We start from the raw sequence: 15626 nt of genomic DNA on the forward strand, positions 1-15626 counted from the left end.
GCCGTATCATTCATGTCGATATGGACGCGTTCTATGCTTCGGTCGAGCAACGCGACGATCCGACCCTGCAAGGACGGCCCATGGTCGTTGCCAATCGCAGCCCGCGCGCCGTCGTCACGGCAGCGAGTTACGAGGCCCGCGAATACGGCATCCGCTCAGCCATGCCGGCGATGCGGGCAGCCAACCTATGCCCACATGCGGTATTCGCACCGCCGGATTTCGCGCGCTACCGCGCGGTCTCGCGCCAGATACAGGCGATCTTCGCGCGCTTCACCCCGGTCATCCAACCACTATCGCTCGACGAGGCCTATCTCGATGTCAGTGCAGTGCTCGCGTCCGGAGACACCGCCACTGCAGCCGCCCGACGCATCCGGCAAGCGATCGCGGACGAAACCAACTTAACGGCCTCAGCCGGCATCGCGCCGAACAAGTTCGTCGCCAAAATAGCCTCTGACTGGCGCAAACCCAATGGCCAGCACGTTGTGCCGCCAGCGCGTGTCCAATCGTTTTTAGCGCCTTTGCCAGTCGGCAAAATACCGGGGGTCGGCCCCGCCATGCGGGCAAAACTGGCCGATATGAACATTGCCACGATCACCGATCTGCGAACGTTCGATGAAACCACCCTCGCGACCCGGTTCGGGCGCTGGGGGTCGCGGCTCTATGAACTCGCGCGTGGTCACGACGAGCGTCCAGTCGAGTCACAGCGCCCGACCGCGCAGATCTCGTCGGAAGACACACTGGCCCAAGACACACGACTCGAGGATTTGGCGCCCCTGATCCGAGAGCTATCCGACAAAGTCTGGGCGCGCTACTATCGCAAGAATCCTGGCGTGGCACGAACCGTAACGCTCAAGCTAAAAACCGCGGATTTCGAGATCCTGACCCGCGCGTACACGCCCAGCACACCCCCTGAATCTGCTGCCTCGCTGGCCGCCATCGGCTGCAATCTACGACAACGCGTCGACAAACCCGCCCACACCAAATACCGCCTCGTCGGTATTGGTCTGTCCGGATTCATCGATGCCAATACATTCCCGCGACAAACAACCCTTTTTGACGACAACGTCTAAGCACTTAGTGCTCATCACATGCCAACGTTTGCCACTGGCCGGACACCGTTTTGCATGCACAGAAAAACGCCAACAACAAAGTTTTGGCGGCGCGTAGCTGCGACTAAAGTCGAATCAACACACGACTTATAAGTGATAACTTCTGCGCACACATAATAAGAAAGCACCATGAGTGATGCTGATGACGAGAGCCCTTGCTAACGGCGGTCTCAATGAGCAGGCGCAACACCTGACCCACCGGATAGGTTGTTGCCATGGACCATTGTTCCCGTCACTCGACACGAGTTCTCACCACACGGCCAGCCCCATCAAAGGCTATGACCCCAGTCCGGCGGACTACCGAGCCCGTTTAACGCATCAGCAATCTCGTCAGCGTTCCAAACTGACCCCGGGCGGAGAGCTGTGGGACGCGGTGGCACCCCGGCACAAGTACTGGATACCTAACAAATCATCTGTGCACGAAAGCGCCTGTCGCCCAACGACTCTCGTCGTCAGGCCTCGCACGCGGTCATCGCAAGACACTGGACTGGCGATCACTTCTAGAAGTCTAGACCGAAGTTCCCAAGCAAGCTGTCACCGGGGCCCGCCCCTCCTTCAATAATGCGGCGGTGTCGACGCCGGACTGGATGCCCAACTCGCCTCCAATGCCAGCCTCGGCCCATCTCCCGTCACCTCCACCTCTTGCTTTCAAAGGTCAGTCGACTGACAACAATGTCCAGGGAGACATCCATGTTTCACAAACGTACTCTCCTGGCGGGCGCCATCGCGCTTGCCGCCGCCCTTATGACAACGCCCGTCTGGGCGAAGACGCTCGACATGGGCGTCACCGGCGAACTCGCCTCCTTCGATACCTCCCAGGTATCCGGCGGGATCTGGGAATCCCAAATCCTGATGGATGTCTACGAGGGCCTGGTCAAGAAGGCCCCGGACGGCGAGGTTCTGCCCGGCATGGCAGCTTCCTGGGATGTGTCCGACGACGGCAAGACCTATACCTTCCACATCCGCGAGGACGCCGCCTGGTCCGATGGCAAACCCGTCACCGCCGAGGATTTCGTGTTCGGTTGGCAACATATGCTCGACCCAAAGAGCGCCTCCAAATACGCCTACCTCCTCTATCCGGTCGTCAACGCCGAAGCGGTCAATACCGGTGAAAAACCCTTGGATGCCTTGGGCGTGACCTCCCTCGACAACGGCCGCACCTTCCAGGTCGAACTCACAACGCCCACGCCCTATTTCATCCAGCTGCTAACCCACTACACCGCCTATCCCGTCCCCAAACACACCATCGAGAAATACGGAAAAGATTGGGTCAAGCTCGACAACATCGTGACTAACGGCGCCTTCACCCCCAAGGAGTGGATTTCGCAGTCGCGCATCAGCGTGCGCCGCAATCCCGAATACTACGATGCCGACGAGGTCGCGCTGGACGGAGTCAACTACTACACGGTCGAGGACCGCAACGCCGGCGTCTCGCGCTTCCGCTCCGGCGAGCTGGACATCATGCGCGAGTATCCTTCCAGCATGTACGGCATGCTGCAGGAGGAACTGCCCGACGCCACCCACATGGCGCCCTACCTGGGCAGCTACTACTACGTCTTCAACCACCGCGAGGGCCACCCGACCGCCGACCCGAAGGTGCGCGAGGCACTAAGCCTCGTCGCGCGCCGCAAAGTGCTCGCCGAGAAGATCATGGCCGACACCTTCCTGCCGTCGCGCTCCTTCGTGCCCAAAGGCATCCACCATTACGACGCCCAGAAGATGCCGCTGGAAGGCAGCATGGACGAGCGCATGAAACGCGCCAAGCAACTGCTCGCCGAGGCCGGTTATGGGCCCGACAAGCCGCTGCAACTGCGCCTGCGCTACAACACCAACGACGAGCACAAGAAAATCGCCGTCGCCCTGGCCGCCATGTGGCGTCCGCTGGGCGTCGAGATCGAGATGATCAACTCGGAAGCCACGGTGCACTACCAATCCATCGCCGAGGGTGACTTCGACATCGCCCGGGCCGGGTGGATCGCCGATTACAACGACGCCGAGAACTTCCTCAGCCTGCTGCGCACCGAGGTCGGCAACAACTACGGCGCCTATTCCAATCCCGAGTTCGACGAGCTGACAGACCAGGCTGCCCAAACCGCCGACGCCGACGAGCGCGAGGCCTTGCTCGAGCAGGCCGAACAGGTCGCCCTGAACGACCACGCGATCCTGCCGCTGCTCAATTACGTGTCGCGCAACCTGGTCAACCCGGCCATCCGCGGCTGGGAAGACAATCTCACAGATGACCATCCCTCGCGCTGGATCTCGTTCGAGCAGTGATTACCCGGTCGTGAACGGCGTGCTCCCCAGAGCGCGCCATACCGTCAACGTTTTCTCGTAAAGGAATGCCCATGTTTACCCACCTTTTCACGCGTACGGCACTGCTGGTCGGTCTGCTGGTCGGCGCAGCGCATGGCGCCCCCGCCGCCGTTCTGCAGGTCGGCAATGGCAGCGAACCCGGCTCGCTCGATCCCCAAAAGACCAATGGCGTCTGGGAGTCCCGCATCACCCTCGCGTTGTTCGAGCGCCTGGTCACCTATGCCGCTGATGGCAGCTTGACCCCCGGCCTAGCCGAGTCCTGGACCATTAGCGACGACGGCACCACCTATACCTTCGACTTGCGCCAGGCCGAGTGGTCCGACGGCACACCGATCACCGCCGACGACGCCGTCTTCGCCCTGCGACGCCTGCTGAAACCGGCCATCGCCAACCACAACGCCAATCTCTACTACCCGATCGAAAACGCCCGGGCGGTCAATACTGGCGAGGCCAAGCCGAGTGAGCTGGGCGTCTCGGCACCGGACGACCACACCCTGGTCATCCAGCTCGACAACCCCACTGCCTACTTCCTGCAGGCGCTGGCCATGACCGAGGCCGCCCCGCTGCCCCAACATCTCATCGAAAAAGCCGGGGATGAATGGGCTAAGCCCGGCACCATGGTATCGAGCGGCGCCTTCACCCTGCAGGAATGGCGCCCCCAGGCACACGTCAAAATCAAGCAGAACCCACACTTCTACAATGCCGACGCGGTCTCTCTGGACGGTGTGACCTTTTACCCCACCGGCGACGCCAGCGCTGCCCTCAACCGCTTTCGCGCCGGTGACCTGGATATCTCATACACCAAAGTGCCCACCGCGCGTTCCGACTGGGTGAAAAACAACCTCGGCGACTCCCTCCGCGTGGGAGCGAAGGTCGGCGAATACTTCTACATGTTCAACCTCCGCGACGGCCAACCACTGGCCGACGAACGCGTGCGCGAGGCGCTCAACCTTGCCGTACGCCGCAAGGTGATCACCAAACAGATCCTCGGCATGGGGCAACATGCCTCGCACTGGTACGTGCCACGCGGCACCGAGAACGGCACACAAGGTTCGCTGGATTTCGCCGAACAGCCGATGAAGCAACGGCTGACGCGGGCCAAACGCCTCATGCGCGAGGCCGGCTACGGCCCCGACAACCCGCTGCACGTGACGTTGCGCTACAACACCCTCGAGTCCCACAAGAAAATCGCCGTGGCCGTAGCCGCCATGTGGAAGCCGCTGGGCGTCGAAGTGGAACTGCTCAACGCCGAGGCGACCGTGCACTTCGCGGCAATCAACGAAGGCGACTTCGAGATCGCCCGCTACGGCATGATCGCCACCATCAACGACCCTTACGACTTTCTCAACGCCTATGCCGAGGACGGCTCCGCACAACGCAGCACCGGCTATCACAACGACGACTACGACGCCTTACTCAAGCGCAGCACCCAGGAGCTGGACACCGAACGCCGCACCGAGCTGATGACCCAGGCCGAGCAGATGCTGCTCGACGACTACGCGCTGCTGCCGCTCTACGACTATGTCAGCGCCCACCTGGTCACGCCCGAGGTCAAAGGTTGGCAGACCACCGTTCTCGACGTTCACCCACTGCGCTACATCCATCTCGAAGACTAGCTGCGTGATGTTCCACACCGCCCCACATCACCAGCCCATGCTGCGGAGGCCATCATGTTGAGCTATACGTTGAAACGGCTGCTGCAAGCCATTCCAACGATGCTGTTCGTGATCACCATCTCGTTCTTTCTAATGCGCATCGCCCCCGGCGGCCCCTTCGACGGCGAGCGGGCCCTGCCGCCGGAGATCGAGGCCAACCTGATGGCTGCCTATCATCTGGACGAGCCCCTGCCGATGCAGTACGTACGCTACATGGGCAACCTGCTGCAAGGCGACTTCGGCCCCTCCTTCAAGTACAAGGACTTCTCGGTCACCCAGCTGATCATGCAGGGCTTCCCGGTCAGCCTGGAAATCGGCGGGTTGGCAATTCTGCTGGCCCTGTTGCTCGGCCTGCCGCTGGGCGTAATCGCCGCGCTGAAGCGCAATTCGATCATCGATTATCTGGTGATGGGCACAGCGCTGGCCGGCGTCGCGATTCCCAACTTCGTCATCGCGCCGATCCTGGCGCTGGTATTTGGGGTGCTGCTGGCATGGCTGCCGGCTGGCGGCTGGAACGGCGGTGCCCTGCCCAACCTGGTGCTGCCGGTCATCGCCCTGTCGATCCAGCAGCTCGCCTACATCGCGCGGATGATGCGCGCCAGCATGATCGAGGTATTGAGCAGCCATTACATCCGCACCGCCCGGGCCAAGGGGCTGGCTGAGTCCCAGGTCATCTGGCGTCATGCGCTGCGCCCGGCGTTGCTGCCAGTGACGTCCTACCTCGGTCCGGCCGTCGCCGGGATCGTCACCGGCTCGGTGGTGATCGAACAGATCTTCGGCATTCCCGGCATCGGTCGCTACTTTGTGCAGGGCGCGCTTAACCGCGATTACACCCTGGTGATGGGCACGGTGGTGTTCTACGGCGCGCTGATCGTGCTGATGAATCTTCTCGTCGATCTGCTCTATTCCGCGCTGGATCCGCAGATCCGCCATGACGACTGACCCGCAGGGAGCGGATAGCCATGACCACTGATTCCCGTACCCACGACGGCGACCACCATGCCATGGCCGATGACCTTGGTTCGGATGCCACACCGTCTGCCGGCGAAAGCCTGACACGTGACGCCTGGCGGCGCCTCAAGCAAAACCGCGCGGCGATGGTCAGCCTGGTGATGCTGTGCGTCATCGCCGTGCTCTGCGTCTTCGGCCCCTATGTCTTGCCCTGGGGACTCGCCGAGGTCGACTGGAATGCCTTCACCGCGCCGCCGAGCCTCGAGAATGGACACTTCCTCGGTACCGACGCCAATGGCCGTGACCTGCTCACCCGCACGCTGTACGGCGGCCGAGTTTCGTTGTCGGTGGCGCTGGTGGCGAGCCTCGTCAGCCTGGTGATCGGCGTGCTCTACGGTGCTATCTCCGGCTATATCGGCGGCCGGGTGGACAACGCCATGATGAGCTTCGTCGACATCATGTATTCGCTGCCCTTCATGTTCCTGGTGATCCTGCTGATGGTGGTGTTCGGCCACAACATCTTGCTGATCTACGCCGCCATCGGCGCTGTGGAATGGCTGGACATGGCGCGCATCGTGCGCGGCCAAACCCTGGCGCTCAAGCAACGCGAATTCGTCGAGGCGGCCCATGCCCTGGGCGTGGGAAACTCCAAGATCGTCACCCGCCACCTGATTCCGAATGCCATCGGCCCGGTGATCGTCTACGTCACCTTGACCGTGCCCAAGGTCATCCTGCTCGAGAGCTTTCTGTCGTTCCTCGGCCTCGGCGTGCAGGAGCCGCTGACCAGCTGGGGTGTGCTGATCTCCGAAGGCACCAACACGATGCAGAGCGCTTCCTGGATGCTGCTGGTGCCGTCGATATTCCTAGCGGTAACGCTGTTCTGCCTCAACTTCCTGGGCGACGGATTGCGTGACGCCCTGGACCCCAAAACTCGCTAGGAGCACGCCATGAGCGACATCCTGCTCGACGTCGACAATCTGAGTGTCGATTTCCAGCTTCCCGATGGCACCGTCTCGGCGGTCAAGGACGTGAGCTTCGACATCCATGCTGGCGAGACGGTGGCGTTGGTCGGCGAATCCGGCTCCGGCAAATCGGTCTCTGCCACCGCCGCCATGCGTCTGTTGCCCGATCTGGCCCAGACTCGCGGGGCGATTCGCTTCCGCGGTGAAGATCTGCTCGCTGCCACCCTGCGCCGCATGCGACGCATCCGCGGCAATGCCATTTCGATGATCTTCCAGGAGCCGATGACCTCGCTTAACCCGTTGCACCGGGTCGGCACCCAGATCATCGAGGTCCTGACCCGGCACAACAAGGCCAAGGGCCGAGCGGCCCGCACCCGGGCCATCGAGCTTCTGGAACAGGTCGGCATTCCCGAGCCCGAGCGGCGCATCAACAGCTACCCCCACGAACTCTCCGGTGGCCAGAGCCAGCGCGTGATGATCGCCATGGCGCTGGCGTGCGAACCGGAACTGCTGATCGCTGACGAGCCCACCACAGCCCTGGATGTCACGATCCAGATGCAGATCCTACAACTGCTCAAGTCTCTGCAGGCGCGCTATGGCATGGCGATCCTGTTCATCACCCATGACCTGGGCATCGTGCGCCACTTCGCCGACCGGGTCTGCACGATGCGGCACGGCGAAATGGTCGAGCGCGGCGACACCGCCGAGGTCTTTACCAACCCCCGCCACGATTACACACGCATGCTGGTCAACGCCGAACCGCACGGCGGCAAGTCGCCGGTCGAAGCCAGCGCGCCGGTCTTGCTGGAGGCGCGGAACCTGCACGTCCACTTCGCCCTCAAGAAGCGACTGTTGCGCCCCAATTCCTACTTCGAGGCGGTCAGCGACATCAACCTGAGCATCCAGCACGGCCAGACCGTCGGCGTGGTCGGCGAGTCTGGCTCTGGCAAGTCGACGCTCGGCCGTGCCTTGCTGCGCCTGCTCAAGAGCAGCGGCGATATCCGCTTCGATGGCCACGACCTCGCCACTCTAGATCGCGCCGGCATGCAACCGTTACGTTCGCGCCTGCAGGTCGTCTTCCAAGACCCCTTCGGCTCGCTTTCGCCACGCCTGACCGTCGGCGAGGTTATCAGTGAAGGGCTGCGCGTCCATCACCCGGAACTCGACCGGCGCCAGCGCGAACGCCAGGTCATCGAGGCCCTGGAGGAAGTGGCGCTGGATCCGGCCATGCGCAAGCGCTATCCCCACGAATTTTCCGGCGGCCAGCGCCAACGCATCGCCATCGCCCGTGCCCTGGTGCTCAAGCCGGAGTTCCTGCTGCTCGACGAACCGACCTCGGCGCTCGACCGCTCCGTGCAGGTCACGGTGATCGAGCTGCTGCGCGATATCCAGGCGAAGCACGGCCTGACCTACTTGTTCATCAGCCACGACCTCTCGGTGGTACGCGCCTTGGCCGACACCGTGATGGTGATGAAATCGGGTCAGGTCGTCGAACAAGGGGCGACCGAGGCGATCTTCGCCAACCCAAGCGAAGCCTATACCCGCGAACTGATGCGGGCGGCCTTCGTCGACGACGCCGCCTGATGTCCGACGGATACCGACGCTCCTATCCGGCCGTGGACACTCTCAGGCGTCCACCAGGGGCGACTGCGGCCATACGACAGGACCAGGCTCTTCATTTTCATTTATTCAGTTAACAAAAATTACTTATGCAAAACGGCATAATTACAGTGGGCGTGCCGCCGTGACACACGCGGCGACACCTTCTCACTGTTGACCGACCGGGCCACCCCGAGTCGCTTCGCCTCTCTCGAATTTACAATAAAAACAACAACTAATAAGGTTTGGCATGTTCCATAACCACAAACTAACCGGGCTGGCCATCGCTATCGGCGCCGCCCTCACGGCCCCATCAGCCCTGGCCTTCACGGCCTACAAAACCGAGCACAACCAAATCGACATCAGCGGACGTCTATCCTTCTACAGCGAGTTCGTTGACCACGTGGATGATGACGATCCTTCTACCTACGGGCGCATTCGCCTGACCCCCGAGCATGAGTTCGAGAACGGCTGGTCACTCGTAGGACGTGCCGGAGTAGGCTTCTATCCCCTCTACAAAGACGGTTACGATGGCCATACCCAGCGCCAGCTCTACGTTGGCGTTCAGCACGACGACTACGGGAAACTGCTGATCGGCAAGCAGGATGCGTTGTGGAACGATATGGTCGCCACTTGGACGGACTGGTTCTGGTACAACGGCGCCTCCGCTCAGGGCAGCTGGAATGGCGCCTATGGCGACGGCGGCTTCGAAGGCAATGGCCGCCCCCACCGTGCGGTTACCTACCAGAACACCTGGGGCGACTGGAGCCTCGGGCTGCTCTACCAGACCTCCCGCGACAACGTGCCGACCGGGAGCGGGTATACCGGCAACCTGACCAGGCTCGAACGCGACTATACCGCCCAGGGGGCCCTCGTCTGGCAGCCGACCGAGGACCTGTCGCTGGGCGCGACCTACACCCACAGTGCCATCGACGGCAAAACCGCCACCGGCAACAAGCAGTCGCAGGACGTCAATGCCGGCTTGCTCGCCGCTCGCTGGACACCGGGCAACTGGTACTTCGCGTTTACCGGTGGCCGCTACGACAATCTGGTGCGTGACAACGAGTTCAGCGGCGTCAACACGGCCGACGGAATTATCGACGAGGCCCGAGGCTACGAAGGGGTGGCGCTGTATGGCATCGAGCACCAGGTGCCCGGCAGGGTGGAGCTCTACACCGGCTTCAACCGCCTGGAAGACAGAGCCTCCGAGGCGCGCAAAGCCTTCTACCTGGTCGGCGCGGCCTGGCGGATCTTCAACCAGAACCTAACCATCGCCCTGGAACGCAAGTTCGACGACTCCGTCGATGCCGGCGGCTCAAGCGACATCAACAACAACGAGACGGACTTCCTGGTGCGCTACGACTTCTGAGCATCGTTCTACCTTCATGGGCCGGGCATAACGCCCGGCCCCTCCGGGGCGATGTCAGTCTCAATGAGGCAGCGCAACACCGGCCCACCGGGCGAGTTTTTGCCAACGAACATTGTTCCCGTCACCTAGGCACGGGCACCGAGTGTCGTCGCACAGGAGCTCGCTCGCCATACGGGCAATTCTGTCGAGGGTCATGATTCCAACCTGGCAGGCCACCGAGGCCCCTTGATGCGTCATTCGCCTTGCCGGCGGCAGCCAAGTTGCATCTGAACGAGGCGTTGTAGGTCGTGGTGGCTCATCCGATGCACAAGCGCTCGGCACCCAGCACGCCCACACTTGAAAGCGAATGCCCCAACGATTCACGTCGCCAGGTCTCCTCGCGCGCGGTTATCTCGCTCTGCCGCCCCTTACAGCCAGCCCATGGCCGCGAGCGCCTAACGAGAATCTCACGAGAATATCAACGGCCTGATCCCCGCTCATATCCACCCAAGGGCACAGGCTCCTTGGTCTACAAGCCAAGCAAACCTTGACGAGATTGGCGACCTAACAATTAAAAACCTTCCACGTCATAGATGACCAGTTTGAGGGATTTTAGTTCTTAATTAATCAAGTAATTTACCAATGACAAATAAAATAACAACAAAGCAATATATACGGCATTGGAACAGGTTTTATTCCCGACAGGCTTGGCTTATCAGCTGTCTAATAAGCGCAACCTGCTTGTCAGCAATCGGATTTTTCGTGACGAATTCGGCCTTCGCACAGGAGGTTTCATCGGGAAAAGGCGGGGATAGCCGAACTTTTAAAATGCTCGTTGCGAATATATATAATGGGCATCTAGGCGGCAATTCTAGAAAAGACTCGCTTCCTCTGGCGAGAAAGAAATTCCTCGATGAGGGAGGCTACGATGCCTTGCTTTTTCAAGAGACACTAGGTAAACAGCAGCATAGCGAGGGAAGGCAGTATCCCGATCACTATTTATCCATGCCAAAGCAATACAAAACGGCATGGGATAAAAAAGGAACGAATAGTGGAAAGTATCGCGCATCCGCCACGATTACTCGTTTACCTACTAAAGACAGCGGCATCGGGATGCCTGGCGGCGGCCACGAGAACGTGGTCAGCCGGCTCGAACTAAAATCGGGAGCGACTGGCCGGCCACCAATGATCGTATCCTCGAGTTACTCGGATGGACATGTAGATCAAGGCGGCATTAATAATAATAACGCGCTGGCGAAAAATTTCAATAAATGGGCCTCAAAAAAGGCTATACCATTGATGTTTGGCGGGGATCTAAACTCTGGGGACGTCGGACAATGGGGGCTGAATCAAGAAAATTACCCGTTACCGGATAATGCCCCGACAACACTCAACATACTGAAAAAACGTTTTCAGCTACTGCAAACAGCAGATGAACGTGCCCTTTTCGAAAAAGCCGATGGATACAACTATAGACATACCTGGCCATCGCGGGTGAAGCAGAACAGAGAGAGCTATCAACGCACAGAAAAAGATTCGAGTAACAAACACGCCGGTCCATCATCAGGCTATTTTGCGTCAGCAAAGATTGACCATATTCTATTATCACGCCCCTTTGTGAAATGGTACTCGATTAATGACCCGAAAAATGATGCTTATGTAGGGAAAAAACTACGATCCCGCACTGTGGTTTCAAGAAACTCAAATGGCACTCCAATTGAGACCATTTCAGACCATGAAATTACCGCGCATAATTACTTTTATGTCGGACCTCGCATTAGAATCATTAAAGATCGTAAATCGATAGCACTGACTTTCGATTCCAGCATCCCTTTCAATGACATTGACCGACTCTCAAAAGAAAATAAAAATGTCTATGTCAATGTTGATGTCGATGCTGATAAAAAAGAATTTCGATTTTCTCGAAACAACAACCGTACGGACACTGTCTTCCAGAATGTTTCGGATGACAACGGCCATTCAAACTTAAAGACCTCTGAGATCAGCTCTGCACTAAATCTTGATAATTCGAGGGTGCAAGACGCTTTGAATAAGCGCCAAGAAGAACTGGGGCGTCTGCCGATTGATTTTGATGAAGACCCGAACGCTGCGTTCAAGGTTGCCGTAAATTGCCACGACCCGCGGCATCTGAGCGTCAAAGGTGTTGAGGATCTATGCATCGATGATCATCGTTCTATCGAGCGCATTGTGATCAAAGACGGCGTAACGGTTGCGATTGACGAAGATGCAGCTCTCGGAGCACCTGGGGAACCGGTATTGCTTAACCATGGCGGTCTGCGTACTGCAGGACCTGAGGATCGCAAAGATGGGCGGTGGGCTGCCTGGACCCAAGGAGTGACCGATAAAGACGACGAGCAGGTCCTGAATTCAGACGGCCAACCTGTTTTTGACAAGGTCATACTCGACCAGATTGATCGGCCGATCGTGCTTGGCCCGAATGGTGGCTGGATTGAGATTTCCGATCCGAACCAGCCGGTGACCGTGACGGGGCCCATCAAAGACATTCAGCCTGGGCAAAGCAGTCGTCAGGGACTGACCAAGAAAGGCGTTGGGACGCTGATCCTAGGCGCGAAAAATACTTATACCGGTGGCACGAACGTTGAGGAAGGCGAGCTGCGAGCCGGTGTCGCCGGCGCATTTGTCGATAATACGCTTTACCGCGTCGGTGGCGGCAAGCTCAATCTGAACGATTACGATCTCACCATATCGTCATTGTCAGGCGATGGTGGTGTGATTGAGATGGGGAGTGCCAACCTTACCGTCAAGCAAGGAAAAGACAGCCAATACGCTGGGGCAATTGCAGGCACAGGCAATTTCACCAAATCGGGCAAGGCTCAGCTTGATCTAATCGGAACGAACACCTTTACCGGCCAAACCACTGTGCAGAAAGGGGCACTATTGATAAACGGATCGATCGCCTCGTCTTCACTGACGACCGTTGAAAGCGGCGCAAAGCTGGGCGGGAACGGCACTGTCGGGAACACCGTTATTGCTGACGGCGGCACCATCGCGCCAGGCAATTCGATTGGCGAACTGAAGGTCAATGGTGATCTAACACTGAAGCCTGGCTCAACCTATGAAGTCGAGATCAACTCGAAAAGCGAGAGCGATCGGATCACATCACATGGGAAGGTGACACTCGGCGGCGCCAATGTCGAGGTCCAAGCGCAACAGGACGGTGACGGCACCTATAACGGCTATAAGGAAGGCATGCAATACAAGGTGGTGCATGCTGACGATGGCGTAGAAGGTCAGCTCAATGATGTCAAGAACGAGGATTTAGCCTTCCTTGAGGTTCTTCCGACCTATGACGGCAATAATGCCTATCTGGTAACCCGGCGAAAAACATCAGACTCCAATGAGACTGCTCCCGTCGACGGGACTGATCCCACTGCCCCTGCCGGTAAAGTTCGTCTCGATGGCAAGCCGGATGATCCGATTCCCTTCGCCTCGGTTGCCGAAACGCCCAACCAAGCGGCGGTGGCTGATGCAATCGATGCCAGCGGCCGGGGTCACCGTCTTTATGATGCCGTGGTTGGCCAAAATGCAGAAGAAGCCAGAGCCGCCTATGATGCGACCTCTGGTGAAATCCATGCGTCCGCGAAGGGGGCCATGGTCACTGATAGCCATTTTGTCCGTGACACAGTAATGGCCCGAGTCCGCGACTCTTTTGGTTCGACTGGGGCCGTGTCGGCACCAGTTCCAACCCATGGCTCCAAGCAGGAGCGCCTCAATACAGGGGATTCGACGGCCTGGCTTCAACCCTATAGTTCCCAAGGATCGCTCGATGGCAACGGTCAAGCCGCCAAGCTGGGGCACTACGCCAATGGCCTGTTTCTTGGCACAGACGCTCTGATCGGCGACAACTGGCGACTCGGTATTGCCGGCGGGTACCGTCGTTCGGACTACCAGGTTGACGACCGCCACTCCAGCGTTGATGTGGATAACTACATCGTCTCGCTATACGGGGGCACGGAAATTGGAGCGCTGGGCCTGCGTCTAGGTGTCGCTCACACCTGGCATTTGCTCGACAGCCAACGCGCGATAACCTTCCCCGGTTTTGGCGCATCATCAAATGCCTCCTACGGTGGCCGTACGACACAGTTCTTTGGGGAAGCCGGATATACACTGGATTTAGCCCAAGCGAGCCTTGAGCCTTTCGTCGGCCTGGCTCAGGTTTACTTGCACACGGATGGCTTTGATGAAGACGGCGAAGCCGGGCTGACTTCCCGCAGTGACGATATGCAGGTGACCTATAGCACCCTGGGCACTCGGGCGACGTTGGACGTTGAGCTTGGCGGCATCAATACGACGGTCAACGGCATGCTCGGCTGGCGGCATGCCGGCCATGATGTTACGCCCACCGCCACGCATACTTTTGCCAACGGTCCCAATTTCAGCGTCTCCGGTACACCCATTGCCCAAGATACGGCTCTTGTCGAAACTGGACTCGATATCAACCTAACCGACACCGCAGCGCTGGGCGTTACCTATCGGGGGCAAATTGCTTCAGAAGCAGAAGAACACGGCTTAACAGCAAGATTCAAGTTCAAGTTCTGAAAATATATTGCTTTTGAGCACACCATCGCCACCGAATCTCGGTGGCGATGGTGGTTACATGAAATTCCTTTTTGCCCACATTTGCAGAGGCCGCGGGCTCGCTTGGATTGGCTCGCCCCAGGCGATAGCGGATGCTGTCGGCATACGCATGGCATAGCGCCATCCCAAAAAGCGCATGCCTATTCACATCGTCAGGGCTCGCACGAAGTCATCACAAGATGCTGGATTGGCGTTAACTTTTGGAAGTCGAGACCGAAGAGCGCAAACAAACTATCGCCGCTCCAACCCCCTTCAATATTTGCGCATTGAGGCCACCTACCGCTGCTGCATGGACAGCAGGCGACAATGACAAAATCTTGGCAATGAATTCGACCAAAGTATTCTCAACGCGAGAATTACAAGTGCTACCTTCCCAATACAAATATTGGGTGGAGGAATCACTATGGCAGATGCTGATAACAAGGCCTTTGCTAACCCGGCACCGCTTGGATTGATTGGGTTCGGACTGACAACAGTGCTACTCAGCCTGGTCAACGCGGGCATTTTACCGGGCGGTGGCGAAGCAGTCGTCATCCCGCTCGCGCTCGCCTACGGTGGCCTCATCCAAATCATCGCTGGACTACTCGAGTTCCGTACCGGCAACACATTCGGCATGGTTGCATTTCTGAGCTACGGCGCATTCTGGGTCTGGTTCGCGCTCCTGCTTCTATTGGCCGGTAACGGACTGATCGATCTCAGCGCAGCCGGCCCCACTATCGGTATCGCCCTGATCCTGTGGGGCGTATTCACGTTCTATATGTGGATTGCGACTTTCAAGCTAAACACGGCCCTGTGGCTCATCTTTCTGACGCTATGGATAACTTTTGTTCTATTGGGCATTGGTGATGCGACCGGGCTTGGCTTTATCGCCACCCTCGGCGGCTGGGTTGGCATTGTCTGCGGCGGTATAGCGATGTATACCAGCGCGGCCGAAGTTGCCAACGACACATTTGGCCAAACCATCATGCCGGTCGACCGCACCTGATAACGATGGCATCCAGCGCGGCGTAACGCGTCGACTAGCGATACGCCGCGTTAGTTGCCAACCACCACTCCTCGTAGTCATCCG

At 58.8% G+C, this 15626-nt stretch carries 9 protein-coding genes; all 9 read left to right on the forward strand.

Translation table 11 applies throughout. The features are described from left to right. The first annotated feature begins 20 nt into the window (after positions 1-20). The 9 genes from dinB (at position 21) to HKX41_03790 (ending at position 15542) form a co-directional block, all read left to right on the forward strand. A complete protein-coding gene (gene dinB, locus HKX41_03750) occupies positions 21-1070 on the forward strand; it encodes a DNA polymerase IV (GenBank protein NNC23268.1) in 1050 nt (349 codons plus the stop codon). A gap of 729 nt (positions 1071-1799) precedes the next feature. Beyond that, entirely contained in the window at positions 1800-3383 is a 1584-nt protein-coding gene (locus HKX41_03755; protein NNC23269.1) for a peptide ABC transporter substrate-binding protein, read from the forward strand. Between the two features lie 71 nt (positions 3384-3454). Further along, positions 3455-5038 carry a peptide ABC transporter substrate-binding protein gene (locus HKX41_03760; GenBank protein NNC23270.1) on the forward strand — a complete coding sequence of 528 codons (1584 nt, stop codon included), beginning with the start codon at positions 3455-3457 and terminating at the stop codon, positions 5036-5038. Between the two features lie 54 nt (positions 5039-5092). Continuing rightward, a complete protein-coding gene (gene oppB, locus HKX41_03765; GenBank protein NNC23271.1) occupies positions 5093-6019 on the forward strand; it encodes an oligopeptide ABC transporter permease OppB in 927 nt (308 codons plus the stop codon). 20 nt (positions 6020-6039) lie between these two features. After that, positions 6040-6966, forward strand: coding sequence for an ABC transporter permease subunit (locus HKX41_03770; GenBank protein ID NNC23272.1), 927 nt, complete (start codon positions 6040-6042; stop codon positions 6964-6966). Between the two features lie 9 nt (positions 6967-6975). Next, positions 6976-8574, forward strand: a complete 1599-nt coding sequence (locus tag HKX41_03775) for an ABC transporter ATP-binding protein (protein NNC23273.1) — start codon at positions 6976-6978, stop codon at positions 8572-8574. A 265-nt stretch (positions 8575-8839) separates the two neighbouring features. Next, positions 8840-9958, forward strand: coding sequence for a porin (locus HKX41_03780; protein ID NNC23274.1), 1119 nt, complete (start codon positions 8840-8842; stop codon positions 9956-9958). A gap of 741 nt (positions 9959-10699) precedes the next feature. Beyond that, entirely contained in the window at positions 10700-14518 is a 3819-nt protein-coding gene (locus tag HKX41_03785) for an autotransporter domain-containing protein (GenBank protein NNC23275.1), read from the forward strand. A 442-nt stretch (positions 14519-14960) separates the two neighbouring features. Next, the gene (locus tag HKX41_03790; GenBank protein ID NNC23276.1) at positions 14961-15542 is read left to right on the forward strand and encodes an acetate uptake transporter; all 582 of its coding nucleotides are present in this window, start codon (positions 14961-14963) and stop codon (positions 15540-15542) included. Positions 15543-15626 lie beyond the last annotated feature (84 nt).

This window comes from Salifodinibacter halophilus, assembly GCA_012999515.1.
Lineage (GTDB): Bacteria > Pseudomonadota > Gammaproteobacteria > Nevskiales > Salinisphaeraceae > Salifodinibacter > Salifodinibacter halophilus.